A 15,272-nucleotide genomic window follows, 5' to 3' on the forward strand; every position below is an offset into this window, starting at 1 on the left:
TTTAGACAGGAGATGAACTACGAATGAGCAGTGCGCAAGAGATTGCTGCTTTTCATCATACGTATAACAACTATGTATCTCAACTCGGCCCAGTGCTCTGCACGGATGGTGGTATTGAGACGATGACCATACCCTCTGCTATAGGGGAAGGGCTCTTAGCAAGGATGAAGCTGCGTGACGGCATGGAGATGATTACGTCCAGCTATCGGCTAGCACAGGATAAGGTATTGGATTTTCGTTCCGCGGAACCGGCGATTGAGCTGACTTTCTGCTTGAAAGGTCGATATCATTGCGGTATTCAGGGGCGCGAAATCATCATGCTGGAGCACGAATGTCGGATTTCGATCATCCAACAGGTGCATGCGGTGGTGGAGTTGGTGCGTGAGATTGATACCGAATTTCTGGAGCTGCGCATGGAGCTTTCCCTTATGAAACAGTATCTGGAGGGCGTTGGGCTGGGTCAGGGGTTCGATATTCAGCGCTGGATTGGGCAGCAAGGCTACCGGATGGTTCAACATCCGATGGATGCCCATGTGGAACGGCTTTTGTATGAAATTCGGCATTGTGATTATCCGCAGCCGCTTCGCAAAATGGTGCTGGAGAGCAAGATGCTCGAGCTGTTCGCCTACTATCTGCAGCGGTATGTGATGGAATCGTCTGTGCAGGAATCTGCTGTTTCTGTGCTCCGGCATGACGATCGGGACCGTATTCTGCATGCCCGGGATGTGCTCCTCGCGCATATGGATCATCCGCCCTCTACGATTGAAATGGCTAGGATTGTCGGGTTGAATGATTACAAACTAAAGGCTGGTTTTAAGGAAGTATTCGGCACGACCTTGTTCGGTTATTTACGCAATCAACGATTGGAGCATGCGATGCAGCTATTGCAGCAGGGAGGAATGAATGTTGGAGAAGCTGCTTGCGCTGTAGGTTACTCCAATCCAAGCCACTTCACGGTTGCCTTTCGGAAGCGATACGGGGTGAATCCGGGTGAGATGATTGCACGAAAATAGAATTGTGATCGATGATGGAGGAGTTCTTCGATTGGCCAATGCCGAGCGAAGGGCTTTTTGGTATGCAGACTGTCAGTCAGACTCCCTCTCGGGGGATAAAAAATCCATCCTGGGGGAGATCATCATTCCTCTAAATGATAATGTTTCTCATAGGGAGAGAAGAGAAATCCATCAAGGAGGAATAAAAGGATGACAAGGTCTGTGAAAATGACGAAAATATTGATTTTTATATGCGCGTTTATCGCCTCTCTGGGGGTATCCATTATTATGCCGGTCCTATCACCAATTGTTCGGGAGCTGCATTTGACAGAGAGTCAGGCGGGCTTCATGGTGACTTTCGGAGCTATTGGGACGGCTTTAATGGGACCGATATGGGGAAGATTAAGTGATCGATTCGGCCGCAAAGCGATTATTTTGGTGGGGCTAATCGGCTTGTGTGCAAGCTATGCGATTTACACGTATCAGATCCAACTGGGCTTCAGCGGAACATTATCAGTTACGACGATATTTGTCTTGATTAGTATTGGGCGGTTCTTGGTGGGGGCTTTCATACCTGCTGTACCGTCGGCTTCGCAGGCCTATATGGCAGATATTACGGAGGTAGGAGATCGATCCTCCGGCATGGCGATTATTAGTGCATCAAGTGGGATGGGGCTCGTGTTCGGGCCGGCGCTTGGCGGGCTGCTTGTCCTGATCGGCTTGATCTGGCCGATGTATGCGGGGACGATTCTCCCGTTGATTGCTTTTATTACGGTCATCTTTATTTTGCCGCCATCGAAAGTGAGAATGGTCAAGAAACCGCAGCGGCTGATGCCTTGGCATCGAGGAGTACGCAAGTTCCTGACACTTGGTCTATTCGCACTTATCGCAATTGTGTCCATTCAGGTGAATACCGGCTTTTACTTCCAGGATCGCCTGGGGCTATCGGTTGCTGCAACGGCCAAAATGCTCGCGCTGGCATTGACCTTAACCGGTGTTGCGATGCTGATAACGCAGCTCATTTTGATGAGAAAGCGGATATTTACCCCTTTGCAGATGATCTGGATCGGGGCTTTGATGACCATGATAGGTTTCGTTATTTTGCTTGTCACGGAATCGCATTGGACCTATTATTTGGCGTTCTTTATCTTCGGCATCGGCAGTGGGCTGCAATTGCCAGGCTATATGACGGGGGCGTCGCTAGCCGTCTCACAAGAGCAGCAAGGGGCTGTGGCAGGACTGACGCAATCCGTGAATGGTGTCTCGGCGATCATCGCTCCTGTCGTGAGCACACTTTTGTATCAGGTGAATCATCTGCTTCCATTTGCACTCTGTATTCTCTTGTTATGCGGTTCGATCTGGATCGCTTTGACGCCGGACTCGGCTCACAAATCAGAAACCGTCAGTCCTAGTGCTTAAGTCTCCTATTGATTCGACAGGATTAGTCTGATTCACCCAACTTTCGACTTTTGTGGCTATTATGCTTGACCGTCTGATTTTGAGGCAGGTAGAATGTGTTCGGTAGGCCTACTCCCATGCGGGATTGGGTGGAAGAACATGACAATGGAGGTCAAGGTATGAAAACGCTTTACAAAGTTTTTTCGGCTATCGTTTTAGGAGGATTGCTCTTGGCAGGTAATGCATCTGCGGCGAGCAGTGTTACTTTTAACGACATACAGAATCATTGGGCGAAGACGACGATTGAATGGGGCGTTGAGAAAGGAATCGTGAAGGGCTACGCGAATGGGATGTTCATGCCGAATCAGAACGTGACGGAGGCGGAATTCATTCGGATGCTCGTTGTGGGGATTACGGGCAAGGACTTGGAAGATAATTTCATTACTGACAACTGGTCAGACAAATATTATGATTTTCTTCATTTTAAGAACTATCCGGTGGATGGGTATGATAATCCGAAAAACCGGAATAGCTACGTCAATCGAGCGCATGTAGCAGAGCTCGTCTCGAGCAGCGATGGCGTGAATTTCTCAGGTGATCAAGCTATTCAATATGTACTGGGTAAAAAATATGCGAACGGCCGCATCAAAGGCGAGAATACTATCCAGGGCTTCATGGGTGGAGCGACGATTACACGCGCCGAAGTGCTGCAATTGATTCGTAATCTGGTGGATCACGGCACGCAGGAGATGTATGATCGACCGCTCGAAGTGACGTCAGAGGCTCGATTACCGAAGCTGCCGACGGCATGGGATACGTACCGAGATGAGATGTATCTAGCGATTCGGAAAAAAGTATTCCCGAATTACACCGGGTACCGGATGTACGATGACGGCGTGAACAAGATCATTCTGACGAAAACATTGCAGCAGAACCAGACGGATACGTCGGTTGCCGTTCAATTCGAACAGCAGTTGAAGGGCTTCAGCGGGGTATCTTTATCCAACTGTACGGATATTGTGCAGCGCAACATGATGCTCGATATTCTGAATTTGTACGGCTTTAAGGTGGATAACACTTTCTTCAAGAAGATCGAAGAGGCCGAGAAGAACAAGAAAGAGGTCTCCGTTACCGTTGGCGGTAAGACACTCGTTATCGATCCACAGATTACAAGCCCAACCTCTTACACGACGGTATATTATAAGTGGTGGAACTAATCTATTGCTGAAAAAGGCTTACCCGAATTCGGATACGAATAAGGGTGAGCTTTTTTTGCGTGATGAGGTTTTTAAGCGTGATGAAGCTTCTGTTGCGCGTGGCATGACGGTTTTGCCGTGCCACGTTGATTCGGTGCTCTTTATGCATCGCATTGAGTGATCAACGCACTTTCATCCAACATCGTATTAAATGATCAACGCATCTTCATCCAACATCGCATTTAAGATGCCCTCTGCGGCGTCTATACTGGATTCCATCCAACATTGCGATGTGAAAAGGGCAGTGCGCCTCATCTATACTGGATTCCTGCAGGATAGCATGCCCAATATCACCTCTACATTGCTCAAATCGACCGTAGTTCGTGCAAAAATCCACTGTAGCAGCTCAATCGCCGCATTTCGAGCCGAAGTTACTGCAAATATCCAACATAGCCGCGCGGTGCAGTAGTCGAGAGGCATTGCCAAACATATCACATGGATGACGAGATATAGAAGGTTGGTGAAAGATGGAGCAGGTGAAGGAGTACGGACTCCCGTCATCTTGTAAGTAATGTAACCCGAAGGTGACGTGGACGGAGCGCTCAGCACCAACCTCGCCCGAAAGGCTCATCTGATTTCTGTCCTTACAAGCCGCCACCCCGTCGCACAGCCGAGTACGCTCCCAACAAAGCCGCCTCACCGAGCGCAGCCGTGTACGAAACCAACAATATCGCACCCCGTCGCGCAGCTGGGAGTGAACACTGCTTTGCCCTCCCCCGACCGGGAAACGGGCGGTTTTCACTCTGTCGTGTGAATCAAGGGGAGATGGGTATAGCCGATGGAGAGCGGAAGCGATCGCCTTTGAAAACAGGAAAACACCATTATCGTCAAATTCAACTTTCCTGTTTTCAACAGCGATGGAATCGGATATACCCACTCCAGAACCTTCACACGACAGGGTCCCACGCCTCCCGCACAAAAAGAAAAAAGACCGTTTCCCGGTCTTCCCTCCTACGATCCGCCTGTACGACGTCTCTGATTATTTGGCTTTTTATTATTTTGCGATACGAGCTTTTTCCCACCGCCAGCACCATTAAATTGATTCTTCTGCTGGGATTGCTGTTCCTTTTTTTGGGCAAGCTTTTGTTTGATGGCATCAGCCAAGTTTATTTTTTTCGGTTCATTGGTTTCGGACATTTCGTTCCACCTGCCTTCAATATATCGAAGCTTGTGCTTCGGTACGATAGGGTTTTGTTACCTTTTCATTGTATACGTTTTTGAGGTCCGCTTCAAGGAGACAATGATAAAGAATGTATTCAAATTCGAATATTGATGAATAGATTAGAAAGGTGATTGGAGGTGTTGTTCTGGACGCATACTCAGATATAAAAAAAGGCGAGCGTGGTGCGTGGATTAGCATCATCTCATATTTGATCTTATCTACATTCAAGTTGATCAGCGGGGTGATCTTTGGTTCGAGCGCGCTGACTGCAGACGGTTTAAATAACTTAACGGATATCATTGCGTCGGTGGCGGTACTCGTTGGACTTCGAATTTCGCAGAAGCCACCGGATCTAGACCATCCCTATGGTCATCTAAGGGCAGAGACTGTTGCAGCGCTGCTCGCTTCGTTCATTATGGCGACAGTCGGCATTCAGCTCTTTATCGAGACGATACGTAATTGGGTGGCAGGCGGAGGCTCGCAGGTGCCGAATATGAGCTCGGCGTGGGTAGCGCTGATCTCTGCGGTGTTCATGTATCTTGTCTATCGGTATAATCGTAAGCTCGCCATTCAGATTAATAACCAAGCGTTAATGGCTGCGGCCAAAGATTCTCGTTCCGACGTCTTCGTCAGTATTGGTGCGGCGATGGGAATAATTGGTGCACAGTTTGGGCTTCCATGGCTCGATCGGGTTGCTGCGCTGTTCGTGGCTGTATTGATCTGTAAAACCGCTTGGGATATTTTCACAGATGCTACACTGGTGTTGACGGATGGATTCGATGAGAAGCAACTGTTAAATTTCCGTACGAGTGTTGCCCGAATTCCAGGTGTCGAGACGATCAAAGATATGAAAGCGCGGGTGCATGGAAATAAAGTGCTCGTCGATGTTGTGGTTCAAGTGAATCCGGGATTGAACATTGCGGAAGGGCATCGAATTAGTGATGAAATCGAACGAAGAATGATGAAGAAACACAATATTATGAATGTCCATGTTCATATGGAGCCTTACGAGCACCACGGGGAATAACGACGAGAAACCTTAATTCTTTTCAGATAAGCTGAAAAGGGTTAAGGTTTTGTTGTTTATGGGATCTAACCAATTCGATAGAATTTATTGGGCAATGAAAAAAGGCCGTCCTGAAAGGTTTGTAAGACCTTGTTCGGATAGCCTTTTATTTATAAAAGATCAAGTACCGCTTGCGAGCAGTGAGAAGGGTGGTCGAATGAGGATGCGGTCAACTGCTGTGTCAACTGAATACGGCGGCTTGTGACGGCCTCGTAATCATTTACAAGGAGCGAGAACCACCTATCCAGTGTATCGGTCGATGTGAGTATTTCAGCATGTCCATTTTGAACAAAATATTCGCAGTTCTCTTCTTCCTGCCCAGGAATGGGATCATAGAAGAGCATAGGGATTCGTTTGACAAGTCCTTCCGTACACGTCATTCCACCGGGCTTCGAGATCAGCAGATCGGAGACATCCATAATTTTGTGCACCTCGTGCGTATAACCGAGAATGTGGATGTTCGGATGTTGATAATTCGGATCGGCTTGCATCTTCTGAATCATTTTCTGGTTGCTGCCCATACAGAAGATGAACTGGATCTTATCTTTCCACTGCGCCATATAGGTAAGCAGCCCTTCATCGAATACGAGCCCCCATCCGCCGCCCATGACCATTACGGTCGGCACGGCTTGGAATCCGAACTCAGCACGAATTTCATCGCGATTATGCGGCTTCCAGAAGTTCGGATGTACCGGAATGCCGGTTACTTCGATCCGGCTCTGATGAATGCCTCGTGCGAGCAGCAGCTCTCTAACTCTCGGTGTTGAGACGAGAAATTTATTCACTTCCGGATTGATCCAAGTACCGTGGGCATCATAATCCGTAATGAGCGTAAATAATGGAATATCCAGCCCGAGGCGTTTGAGCCTTGAAATTACAATGTTCGGGAACGGATGTGTGCATACAATCATATCCGGTTTTAAATGACGAACCACACTCGCGGCTTGCGCGTAGAAAATTCGGTGCAGCGCGAGCTGGGTAATACGGTTTAATGGTTTTTTATATTTATTACGGTATAGTTTACCGACTAATTCAGGCCTCGTACTCACAGTCTTCCTGTAGGCAGAGACGATTAAGGGACCTACCGTAGGATTTAGGAATTTACCGAGTTCTATAACCCGCGTATGCACTTGGGGGGACAGTTGCTTAAGGCCAACAGCTAAGGCATAAGCAGCTTGGGTATGACCCGTTCCGAATGCTTCGGATAAGAGAAGGACCCGTTTCTTTCGCATGTTTTCACCTACTTCTTATACTCCATTGTAACGAAGGATTGCTGTATTGGATAGACCATTCAATGTAAAATATCCATAAATATATAAATATGTAAGAGAAAGAATGAATGAAAAAAGAATTTGTTTTGCTTGCAATTGGTAAAAAGGCATGGTAAAGTAATGAATGACCAATTGACCAATTTCGAATTCCGGTCAGTCCGTTCTCGGTTCCATTATATTATACACGAAAGAAAGGAGTGTTTGTACGTTGATCATTGATCGAAGGAAACAAGTAGTTCTAGCAGCATCCAAATCATTTGCGCTGTTCGGGTACAAAGCGACGACAATGGATCAGATTGCGAAAATTGCGAACGTTGGAAAAGGGACGATCTATACTTTTTTCGCAAATAAAGAAGAATTGTTCGATGAGATCTTGCAGCAGGTCATTCAAGAGATGAAACATATCGTTGAAGGTGAAATTCAGGAAGATAAGCCGTTCTTCGATAATCTGTATCGTGTTCTAGATCGATTGCTGGATTATCGCAGTCATCATGAGTTGATCATTCAGCTGTCTCATGAAGTACGGGATTTCGGGACCCAGAAGGCGAACGAAGGCTTAAGCAAGATTGAATCGATGATTCTTCATTATATAGAACAAGATATTCGCCTGGGCATAGCGAAGAAAGAATTGCGAGAATGCGATCCAGCGGTTACCTCCTTTGTCATGTTGAAGCTGTATGTGGCTTTGACAGCAGACTGGCGAAAAACACATGAACCGCTTGAGAAGGAAGCTATCAAAGAGTATTTTCGGTTGTATTTTATAGAAGGATTGTCGCCTAAAGCGTAGGTTGTAAGAGCGTCATGAATCGATGACGTTTTTATTTTCACCAAGATTGACTAAATGACAATAGTGGTCATTCAGTATAATCTTATTATATAAAAGATAGAGGAGAGAAAGAAATATGAAAGGTTTGTCGGTGTTGTCTAAAGAGATTTCCACGATCGTGAGAAGTCCAAAAGTTTTAATTCCTGTTATTGCGATTTTGTTCATTCCATTACTGTATAGCGGGATCTTCCTCGGAACGTTCTGGGATCCTTACGCGAAGTTGAACGAGCTCCCTGTTGCAGTCGTTAACGCAGATAAGGGTGCGAATTATGAAGGAAAATCACTTGATGTCGGTTCGGATGTCGTGAAGAAATTGAAAGAAAATCCGTCCTTTGAGTGGCATTTCGTCGATGAAGCGGAAGCGGAAGATGGACTTCGAAACAACCGCTATTATCTGACGGTAAAGCTTCCTGAAGATTTCTCGAAGAAAGCAACGACGCTCATGGACGATCAGCCGCAGCAAGCAGAAATTACTGTCGAGGCTAATGAAGGACATAACTTCTTAGCGGCTCAAATTGGTGGTTCGGGGATGCAGACCCTTAAGTCGGAAGTATCTGCAGAAGTGACGAAATCTTATACAGAGTCCGTATTCGAACAGTTGACGGAAGTTTCTGATGGATTTACGACAGCTGGAGACGGTGCAACGAAGTTAACGAACGGCGTCAATGATGCGGAATCTGGTGCGAATTTACTCAAGAAAAATTTAGGCTTGCTCGTCTCGGGAACAAGTCAATTGAAGACAGGTGTAGATAAGCTCCATAGTGGAGCTCAAGCTGTAGATCAAGGTGCAAAAGGACTTCAAAAGGGTGCGTCGCAGCTATCAGGCGGTCTTGCACAATTGAACGGAGCACAACAACAGCTGCTGCAAGGGGCGAATAAGGCCAAAGCAGGGGCAGATCAATTGGCACAAGGCTTGAACGCTTCGGTGGACGGCAGTGCAAAATTGTCGGGCGGCGCGGAGCAGCTCTCGAAAGGTCTTGAACAATATATTCAAGCGACGAAGGGTGAACAGAACCCTGCGTTGCAGCAGCTATTAGCAGCGAGCCAAGCGCTTGCGAAAGGAACAGCGGATCTGCATGAAGGCCAAGTCAAGCTAAGCCAAGGGGCTACACAGCTTGAAGCAGGGCAAGCACAACTGCAAGGCGGCATGACGCAATTTGGTACGAAGTTATCTGAAGCGGCTGCTGGTGGTAAGGCACTCGCTGCAGGGACAGAGAAGCTCGCGGCAGGAACATCGCAGCTCCCTGGAGGAATTAAACAAGTTGGCGATGCAGTTGTTAAATTATCTAGCGGTTCAATGCAATTGAATGACGGTGCTGGGAAATTAACAGAAGGACTTGTGAAGTTGAAAGACGGTTCTAGTGAACTGGCAACCAAATTGAATGAAGCAGCAGACAAAACATCGGGTATTCAAGGTACAGACCAACGTGTAGATATGTTCGCGTCGCCAGTAACGCTCGTTGAGAAGAGCATTAATAAAGTGCCGAACTATGGTACTGGATTTGCGCCTTACTTCCTATCGCTAGGATTATTCGTTGGCGCATTGATCTCTACCATTGTTATCCCACTGCGTGAAAGCCCAGTTGCGAATGCATCAGGCTGGGGGCGTTTCGTAAGTAAAACGTTTATTTTGATTGGTATAGGTGTGCTTCAAGCGTTATTCGCAGATGCTATTCTTCTGTACGGATTAGGATTAGAAGTGGAAAGTGTGTCCTTATTCGTGGTATTCAGTATTATCACGAGCTTAACGTATATGTTCATTGTTCAAGGTCTTGTTACAACGCTGGGTAACCCTGGACGATTCGCTGCGATTGTGATCTTGATTCTACAATTGACAACTTGCGGAGGTACGTTCCCTGTGGAATTGACACCGAAGTTCTATCAAGTGTTGGGCGCTTGGCTGCCAATGACGTACTCTGTAAATGGGTTTAAAGCGATTATTTCGATGGGCGATCATGCTATGATGTGGAATAATGCAGGGATCTTATCCATTTTCGCGATCATTTTCTTGATCTTGACATTCGTATTCTTCCAAGCCGTGTATGGTAATAAAAAGGAAAATGCGTTAGTATAATCGTATAGAACGTGAAAAATGCTCTAGAATGCACAGTGATGCGCTTCTAGAGCATTTTTTCTTTTTATTTTCCATGTACATTTTTGCACAAACTTTAGATTTTTTTGCCGAAAATAGTATAAACTTTCTTATCACGACCATAAAAAGAATTAAATTGTGTTGACCTTTTTGCGGGTGATACAATGATTGAACAATATTGAGACTGTATACGTTTTTGACACTTTAAATCATGTTCAAAAATCAGATTTTCAGCACCGAGAAGGTTGGGAGAACCTGAAGGAGGAGGAACGGAGTTTAGGCAAAACCTAAATGAGTACCGGACTTCGAAGGTGAGCGCAAGATTCGATGTCGAATCCCGCTACTTGAATCACTTCGTGATCAAAAGCTGATTTTTTGAACAACCTCTATTACTCTTTGAAAGGTTGCGATGCTACGATGATACAGAACGGTATTGGCCTGCCCCCAAAACAGGGATTATACGATCCACAATATGAAAAAGATGCCTGTGGTATGGGGTTCGTTGCGCACATCAAAGGTCAGAAGTCGCACGAAATTGTACGACAAGCGCTAACCGTCTTGGTGAACATGGAGCACCGTGGCGGTCAAGGAAGTGAACCGAATACAGGCGATGGCGCAGGGATCATGATTCAAATCCCGCATCGTTTCTTAGCTCGAGAAATGGGCGCGATGGGTGTAACGCTTCCTGAAGCGGGACAATATGGCGTAGGGATGCTGTTCATGTCGCAAGACGCAGCGTTACGGGAGAAGCATGAAGCGATTCTTGCGTCGATCGTACAAGAGGAAGGACAGCAGCTGTTAGGTTACAGAACAGTTCCAACGAACGACGAGAAGTTAGGAAAATCGGCAAAGGCAGTTAAACCTTATGTGCGTCAAGTGATGATCGGACGTTCCGAGGCGCTTGCTGCAGCGGATGATCTTGCATTTGAACGGAAATTGTATGTGATTCGTAAACGTGCTGAACAAGCGATCCGTTATGCGGGTGGCGAAGGTGAGGATACATTCTATATTTCAAGCTTCTCCTGCCGTAAGGTTGTCTATAAAGGGATGCTTACGACAGAGCAAGTCGGAGATTTCTATGTGGATCTACAGGATTCGGCGTTGGAGTCAGCGATTGCGCTGATTCACTCAAGGTTCAGTACGAACACATTCCCGAGTTGGGAGCGGGCGCATCCTTACCGTTATTTGATTCATAACGGGGAGATCAACACGCTTCGCGGGAACGTGAACTGGATGCATGCGCGTCAGACGCTGGTTGCATCGGATATGTTCGGTGAAGATACAGCCAAGATTATGCCGATCATTAACCAGGACGGTTCGGATACGGCGATGTTCGATAATACGCTAGAGTTCTTATATTTGGCGGGGCGCCCCCTGACTCATGTTGCGATGATGATGGTGCCGGAGCCATGGTCGAATCATGAGAGTATGGACCCTGCGAAACGTGCATTCTATCAATATCACAGCTCGTTAATGGAGCCGTGGGATGGTCCTGCGGCAATGGCCTTTACGGATGGTGTTCAGATCGGTGCGATTCTTGATCGGAACGGGCTTCGCCCGGCACGTTATGTCGTCACCAAAGATGATATGATCGTGCTTGCGTCGGAGGCAGGCGTACTGGAGCTAGATCAAGAACAAATTCTCTATAAAGAACGTCTGCGTCCAGGTCGGATGCTACTCGTGGATACGGCGCAAGGCCGCATTATCTCGGATGAGGAAGTCAAAGCGCAAATCGCTGCCGAGCACCCGTATCAGGAATGGCTAGATGAGCATTTGGTGGCCCTTGAGGATCTGCCGGATGCGAAGGAAATGCCTGAACCGGACCGTGTAGCGGTTCACCGCCGTCAGCTTGCCTTCGGGTACAGCTATGAAGAGCTGCGCAAAGTGCTCGAACCGATGGCGACAACTGGTCAGGAAGCAATTGGATCCATGGGATACGATGCACCGCTGGCCGTGTTATCGGATCGTCCACAACGATTGTATAACTATTTCAAGCAAATGTTCGCGCAAGTGACGAACCCGCCGATCGATGCGATCCGTGAAGAAATCGTCACCGCGACAGGAACGACAATCGGACCAGAACGCAATCTGCTTAACCCAGAGCCGGAGAGCTGCCGCCAGATCCATCTGAGCACCCCGGTGTTATCGAATGAAGAGTTCGCGAAGCTGCGTCATCTGCATCGTCCAGGCTTTAAGTCGATTACGATTCCGATGTTCTTCCTTGCGAATGAAGGCAGTAATGGACTGCGCGATGCGCTCCAAGTGATGTGTGAAGCGGCGGATCGTGTCATTGCCAAAGGTCACAATATCATTATTCTGTCCGACCGTGGGATTGATGTGGAGAATGCTGCAATTCCGGCACTACTCGCCGTATCGACGCTCCATCATCACTTAATTCGTCAAGGAACAAGAACGAAAGTCAGCATCCTGCTCGAATCCGGCGAGCCGCGTGAAGTACATCATTTTGCCCTGTTATTAGGTTATGGTGTCAGTGCGGTGAATCCGTATCTGGCGTTCGAGACGCTCGATGATATGATCCGTCAAGGATTGCTGCGCGGTGTAACGCATGAGAAAGCCGTGAAGAACTTCATCAAGGCCGCGACGAAGGGTGTCGTGAAGATTCTATCCAAAATGGGCATCTCGACGATTCAATCGTACCGTGGAGCGCAAATTTTCGAAGCTGTTGGATTGAAAGAAGAGTTTGTTGATGCATATTTCACATGGACGCCTTCTCGCATTGGCGGGATTGGTCTTGAGGAAATTACGGAAGAAGCGCTTGCGCCCCATCGCCGTGCTTTTGAGGAAGGAACAGCGAATGATCTAACGCTCGATTCGGGCGGTGAGTATCAATGGCGTAAAGACGGTGAAGACCACTTATTTAGCCCACAGACGATTCATACGCTGCAGCATGCGTGCCGCACGAATGATTACAAATTATATAAGAAATTCTCGAACCTTGTGCAGGGTGAGAACAAGAAGCATCTAACGCTTCGTTCGCTGCTAGACTTCAAGCATGCAGGGACGCCTGTACCGATTGATGAAGTGGAGTCCATTGAGTCGATCATGAGCCGCTTCAAGACGGGGGCGATGTCCTTCGGTTCGATCAGTAAGGAAGCGCATGAGAGTCTTGCGATTGCGATGAACCGTATTGGCGGGAAGAGCAATACAGGTGAAGGCGGCGAAGACCCAGCACGATTCATTCTGGATGCGAATGGGGATTCAAGGCGTAGTGCGATCAAACAAGTTGCTTCTGGCCGATTTGGTGTAACATCGAATTACCTCGTGAATGCCGATGAGATTCAGATCAAGATGGCGCAAGGCGCGAAGCCGGGAGAAGGCGGTCAGCTGCCAGGACGTAAAGTTTACCCTTGGGTTGCTGAAGTTCGTGGTTCAACGCCAGGCGTAGGTCTGATCTCGCCGCCGCCACATCATGATATCTATTCGATTGAAGATTTGGCTGAATTGATCTATGACCTGAAGAACGCCAATCCACGTGCTCGCATCAATGTGAAGCTCGTCTCCGAAGTTGGAGTAGGTACAATTGCGGCAGGGGTTGCTAAAGGACGTGCAGATGTCATTCTCGTGAGTGGCTATGATGGCGGAACTGGAGCTTCGCCGCAGGGATCGATCCGCCATGCGGGGATGCCTTGGGAGTTAGGACTTGCAGAGACGCACCAGACGCTCATGATTAATAACCTCCGGGATCGCGTCGTTGTCGAGACGGACGGGAAGATGATGAACGGACGCGATGTGGCGATTGCCGCATTGCTAGGTGCTGAGGAATATGGCTTCTCGACATCTCCGTTAATCGTCCTTGGTTGTATCATGATGCGTGTCTGCCAGTTGGATACGTGCCCTGTAGGGGTAGCGACACAAAATCCAGAGCTGCGTAAGAACTTCACAGGGGACCCTGAACATGTGGCAAATTACATGCGGTTCATTGCTCAGGAATTCCGCGAGATTATGGCTGAACTCGGATTCCGTACCGTGAATGAAATGGTTGGACGTACGGAATATCTGGATTCGAAGCAAGCGGTTATGCATTGGAAATCCAAAGGCGTCGATCTCTCATCGATGTTATATCAACCGGAAATGGCTGAGGACAGCGAACGTTATTGCGTACAGTCGCAGAATCATGGTCTAGAGCTGACGCTCGATATGAAGAAGCTGGTTCCGCTTGCGGAGCAGGCGCTTGTAACGGGTACGCCGGTTGAAGCGACGCTTCCGATCACGAACGTGGATCGAGCAGCGGGTACGATTCTTGGCAGCGAAGTGACGCGCCGTTATGGTGCGGCAGGCTTGCCGGAAGATACGATCCGGTTCAACTTTGTAGGTACGGCAGGCCAGAGTCTTGGCGCCTTCATTCCGAAGGGGATGACCTTAGCCGTGGAGGGTGACTCCAATGACTATGTTGGTAAAGGATTGTCCGGCGGTAAGTTGATCGTCAGACCGTCGACGAAGGCGACATTCAAGGCAGAAGAGAACGTCATTATCGGAAATACGGCTTTCTACGGCGCGACATCCGGTAAGGCCTACATTAACGGGATTGCTGGGGAACGATTTGCTGTTCGGAATTCCGGTGCACATGTTGTCGTTGAAGGTGTTGGTGATCATGGATGCGAATATATGACGGGTGGTCGTGTTGTTGTTCTTGGTGCTACAGGACGTAACTTCGCAGCCGGGATGTCCGGCGGGGTTTCGTATGTACTCGATACGGATCAGTCTTTCGTGAACCGTGTGAACCTGGAGATGGTCTTGCTCGAACGTGTTGAAGATGCGGATGAAGTCAAGGAACTGCGCACGATGATCGAAGAGCACGTCCGTTACACGGGCAGTGAGCTTGGTCAACGGATCCTCTCCAATTGGGATGCAACACTTCCGAAATTCGTACGGATCATTCCGAAGGATTATAAGAAAATGCTTGAATACATCGCGAAGGCTGAAGCGAAGGGCCTTGAAGGCGAGAGCGCATTAATGTCGGCTTTCGAGACCAGTATGCGTGAAGTTCTGAAGGTGTAGTCGAGATAGAGAAACCTCAATCCGTTTTGAACGGGTTGAGGTTTTTTGTGTTGATTATAGTGTGGAGAAGCGAAGCGCTCACCTTAAAGTCGTGTCCAAAACCGCTATTACATCCATTCAAGTAGACACGATTTTAACAGCGATTGGAACCCTATACCCATCCCTCCAATTGAGCAAACGCAGGGGTTTA

9 protein-coding genes are annotated in these 15,272 nt (G+C 47.9%); 7 read left to right on the top strand and 2 right to left on the bottom strand.

All coding sequences use genetic code 11. From position 1 onward, the window contains the following. Positions 1 to 23: 23 nt before the first annotated feature. The 3 genes from C558_RS0117275 (at position 24) to C558_RS0117290 (ending at position 3,607) form a co-directional block, all read left to right on the top strand. The gene (locus C558_RS0117275; protein ID WP_018757545.1) at positions 24 to 1,013 is read left to right on the top strand and encodes a helix-turn-helix transcriptional regulator; all 990 of its coding nucleotides are present in this window, start codon (positions 24 to 26) and stop codon (positions 1,011 to 1,013) included. A gap of 189 nt (positions 1,014 to 1,202) precedes the next feature. After that, entirely contained in the window at positions 1,203 to 2,411 is a 1,209-nt protein-coding gene (locus C558_RS0117285) for an MFS transporter (protein WP_018757547.1), read from the top strand. Positions 2,412 to 2,620: 209 nt separating this feature from the next. Then, entirely contained in the window at positions 2,621 to 3,607 is a 987-nt protein-coding gene (locus C558_RS0117290; RefSeq protein WP_245583822.1) for an S-layer homology domain-containing protein, read from the top strand. Positions 3,608 to 4,597: 990 nt separating this feature from the next. On the opposite strand, the gene C558_RS0117300 is transcribed toward C558_RS0117290, so the two are convergent. Continuing rightward, entirely contained in the window at positions 4,598 to 4,783 is a 186-nt protein-coding gene (locus C558_RS0117300; protein ID WP_018757550.1) for a hypothetical protein, read from the bottom strand. A 170-nt stretch (positions 4,784 to 4,953) separates the two neighbouring features. On the opposite strand from C558_RS0117300, the gene C558_RS0117305 reads away from it, so the two are divergent. Beyond that, positions 4,954 to 5,835, top strand: a complete 882-nt coding sequence (locus C558_RS0117305) for a cation diffusion facilitator family transporter (RefSeq protein WP_026263969.1) — start codon at positions 4,954 to 4,956, stop codon at positions 5,833 to 5,835. A 149-nt stretch (positions 5,836 to 5,984) separates the two neighbouring features. On the opposite strand, the gene C558_RS0117310 is transcribed toward C558_RS0117305, so the two are convergent. Next, entirely contained in the window at positions 5,985 to 7,106 is a 1,122-nt protein-coding gene (locus C558_RS0117310; RefSeq protein WP_018757552.1) for an MGDG synthase family glycosyltransferase, read from the bottom strand. Positions 7,107 to 7,353: 247 nt separating this feature from the next. Here C558_RS0117310 and C558_RS0117315 point away from each other — a divergent pair, with 247 nt between their 5' ends. From C558_RS0117315 to gltB, 3 genes are all read left to right on the top strand, one after another. Beyond that, positions 7,354 to 7,932 (top strand): TetR/AcrR family transcriptional regulator, encoded by a 579-nt coding sequence (locus tag C558_RS0117315; RefSeq protein ID WP_018757553.1) that lies wholly within the window; start codon positions 7,354 to 7,356, stop codon positions 7,930 to 7,932. A gap of 115 nt (positions 7,933 to 8,047) precedes the next feature. Beyond that, a complete protein-coding gene (locus C558_RS0117320) occupies positions 8,048 to 10,045 on the top strand; it encodes a YhgE/Pip family protein (RefSeq protein WP_018757554.1) in 1,998 nt (665 codons plus the stop codon). A 435-nt stretch (positions 10,046 to 10,480) separates the two neighbouring features. Beyond that, the gene (gltB, locus tag C558_RS0117325) at positions 10,481 to 15,082 is read left to right on the top strand and encodes a glutamate synthase large subunit (protein ID WP_026263970.1); all 4,602 of its coding nucleotides are present in this window, start codon (positions 10,481 to 10,483) and stop codon (positions 15,080 to 15,082) included. The last annotated feature ends 190 nt before the right edge of the window (positions 15,083 to 15,272 follow it).

Origin of the sequence: Paenibacillus terrigena DSM 21567 (assembly GCF_000374845.1) — a bacterium.
Lineage (GTDB): Bacteria > Bacillota > Bacilli > Paenibacillales > Paenibacillaceae > Paenibacillus_K > Paenibacillus_K terrigena.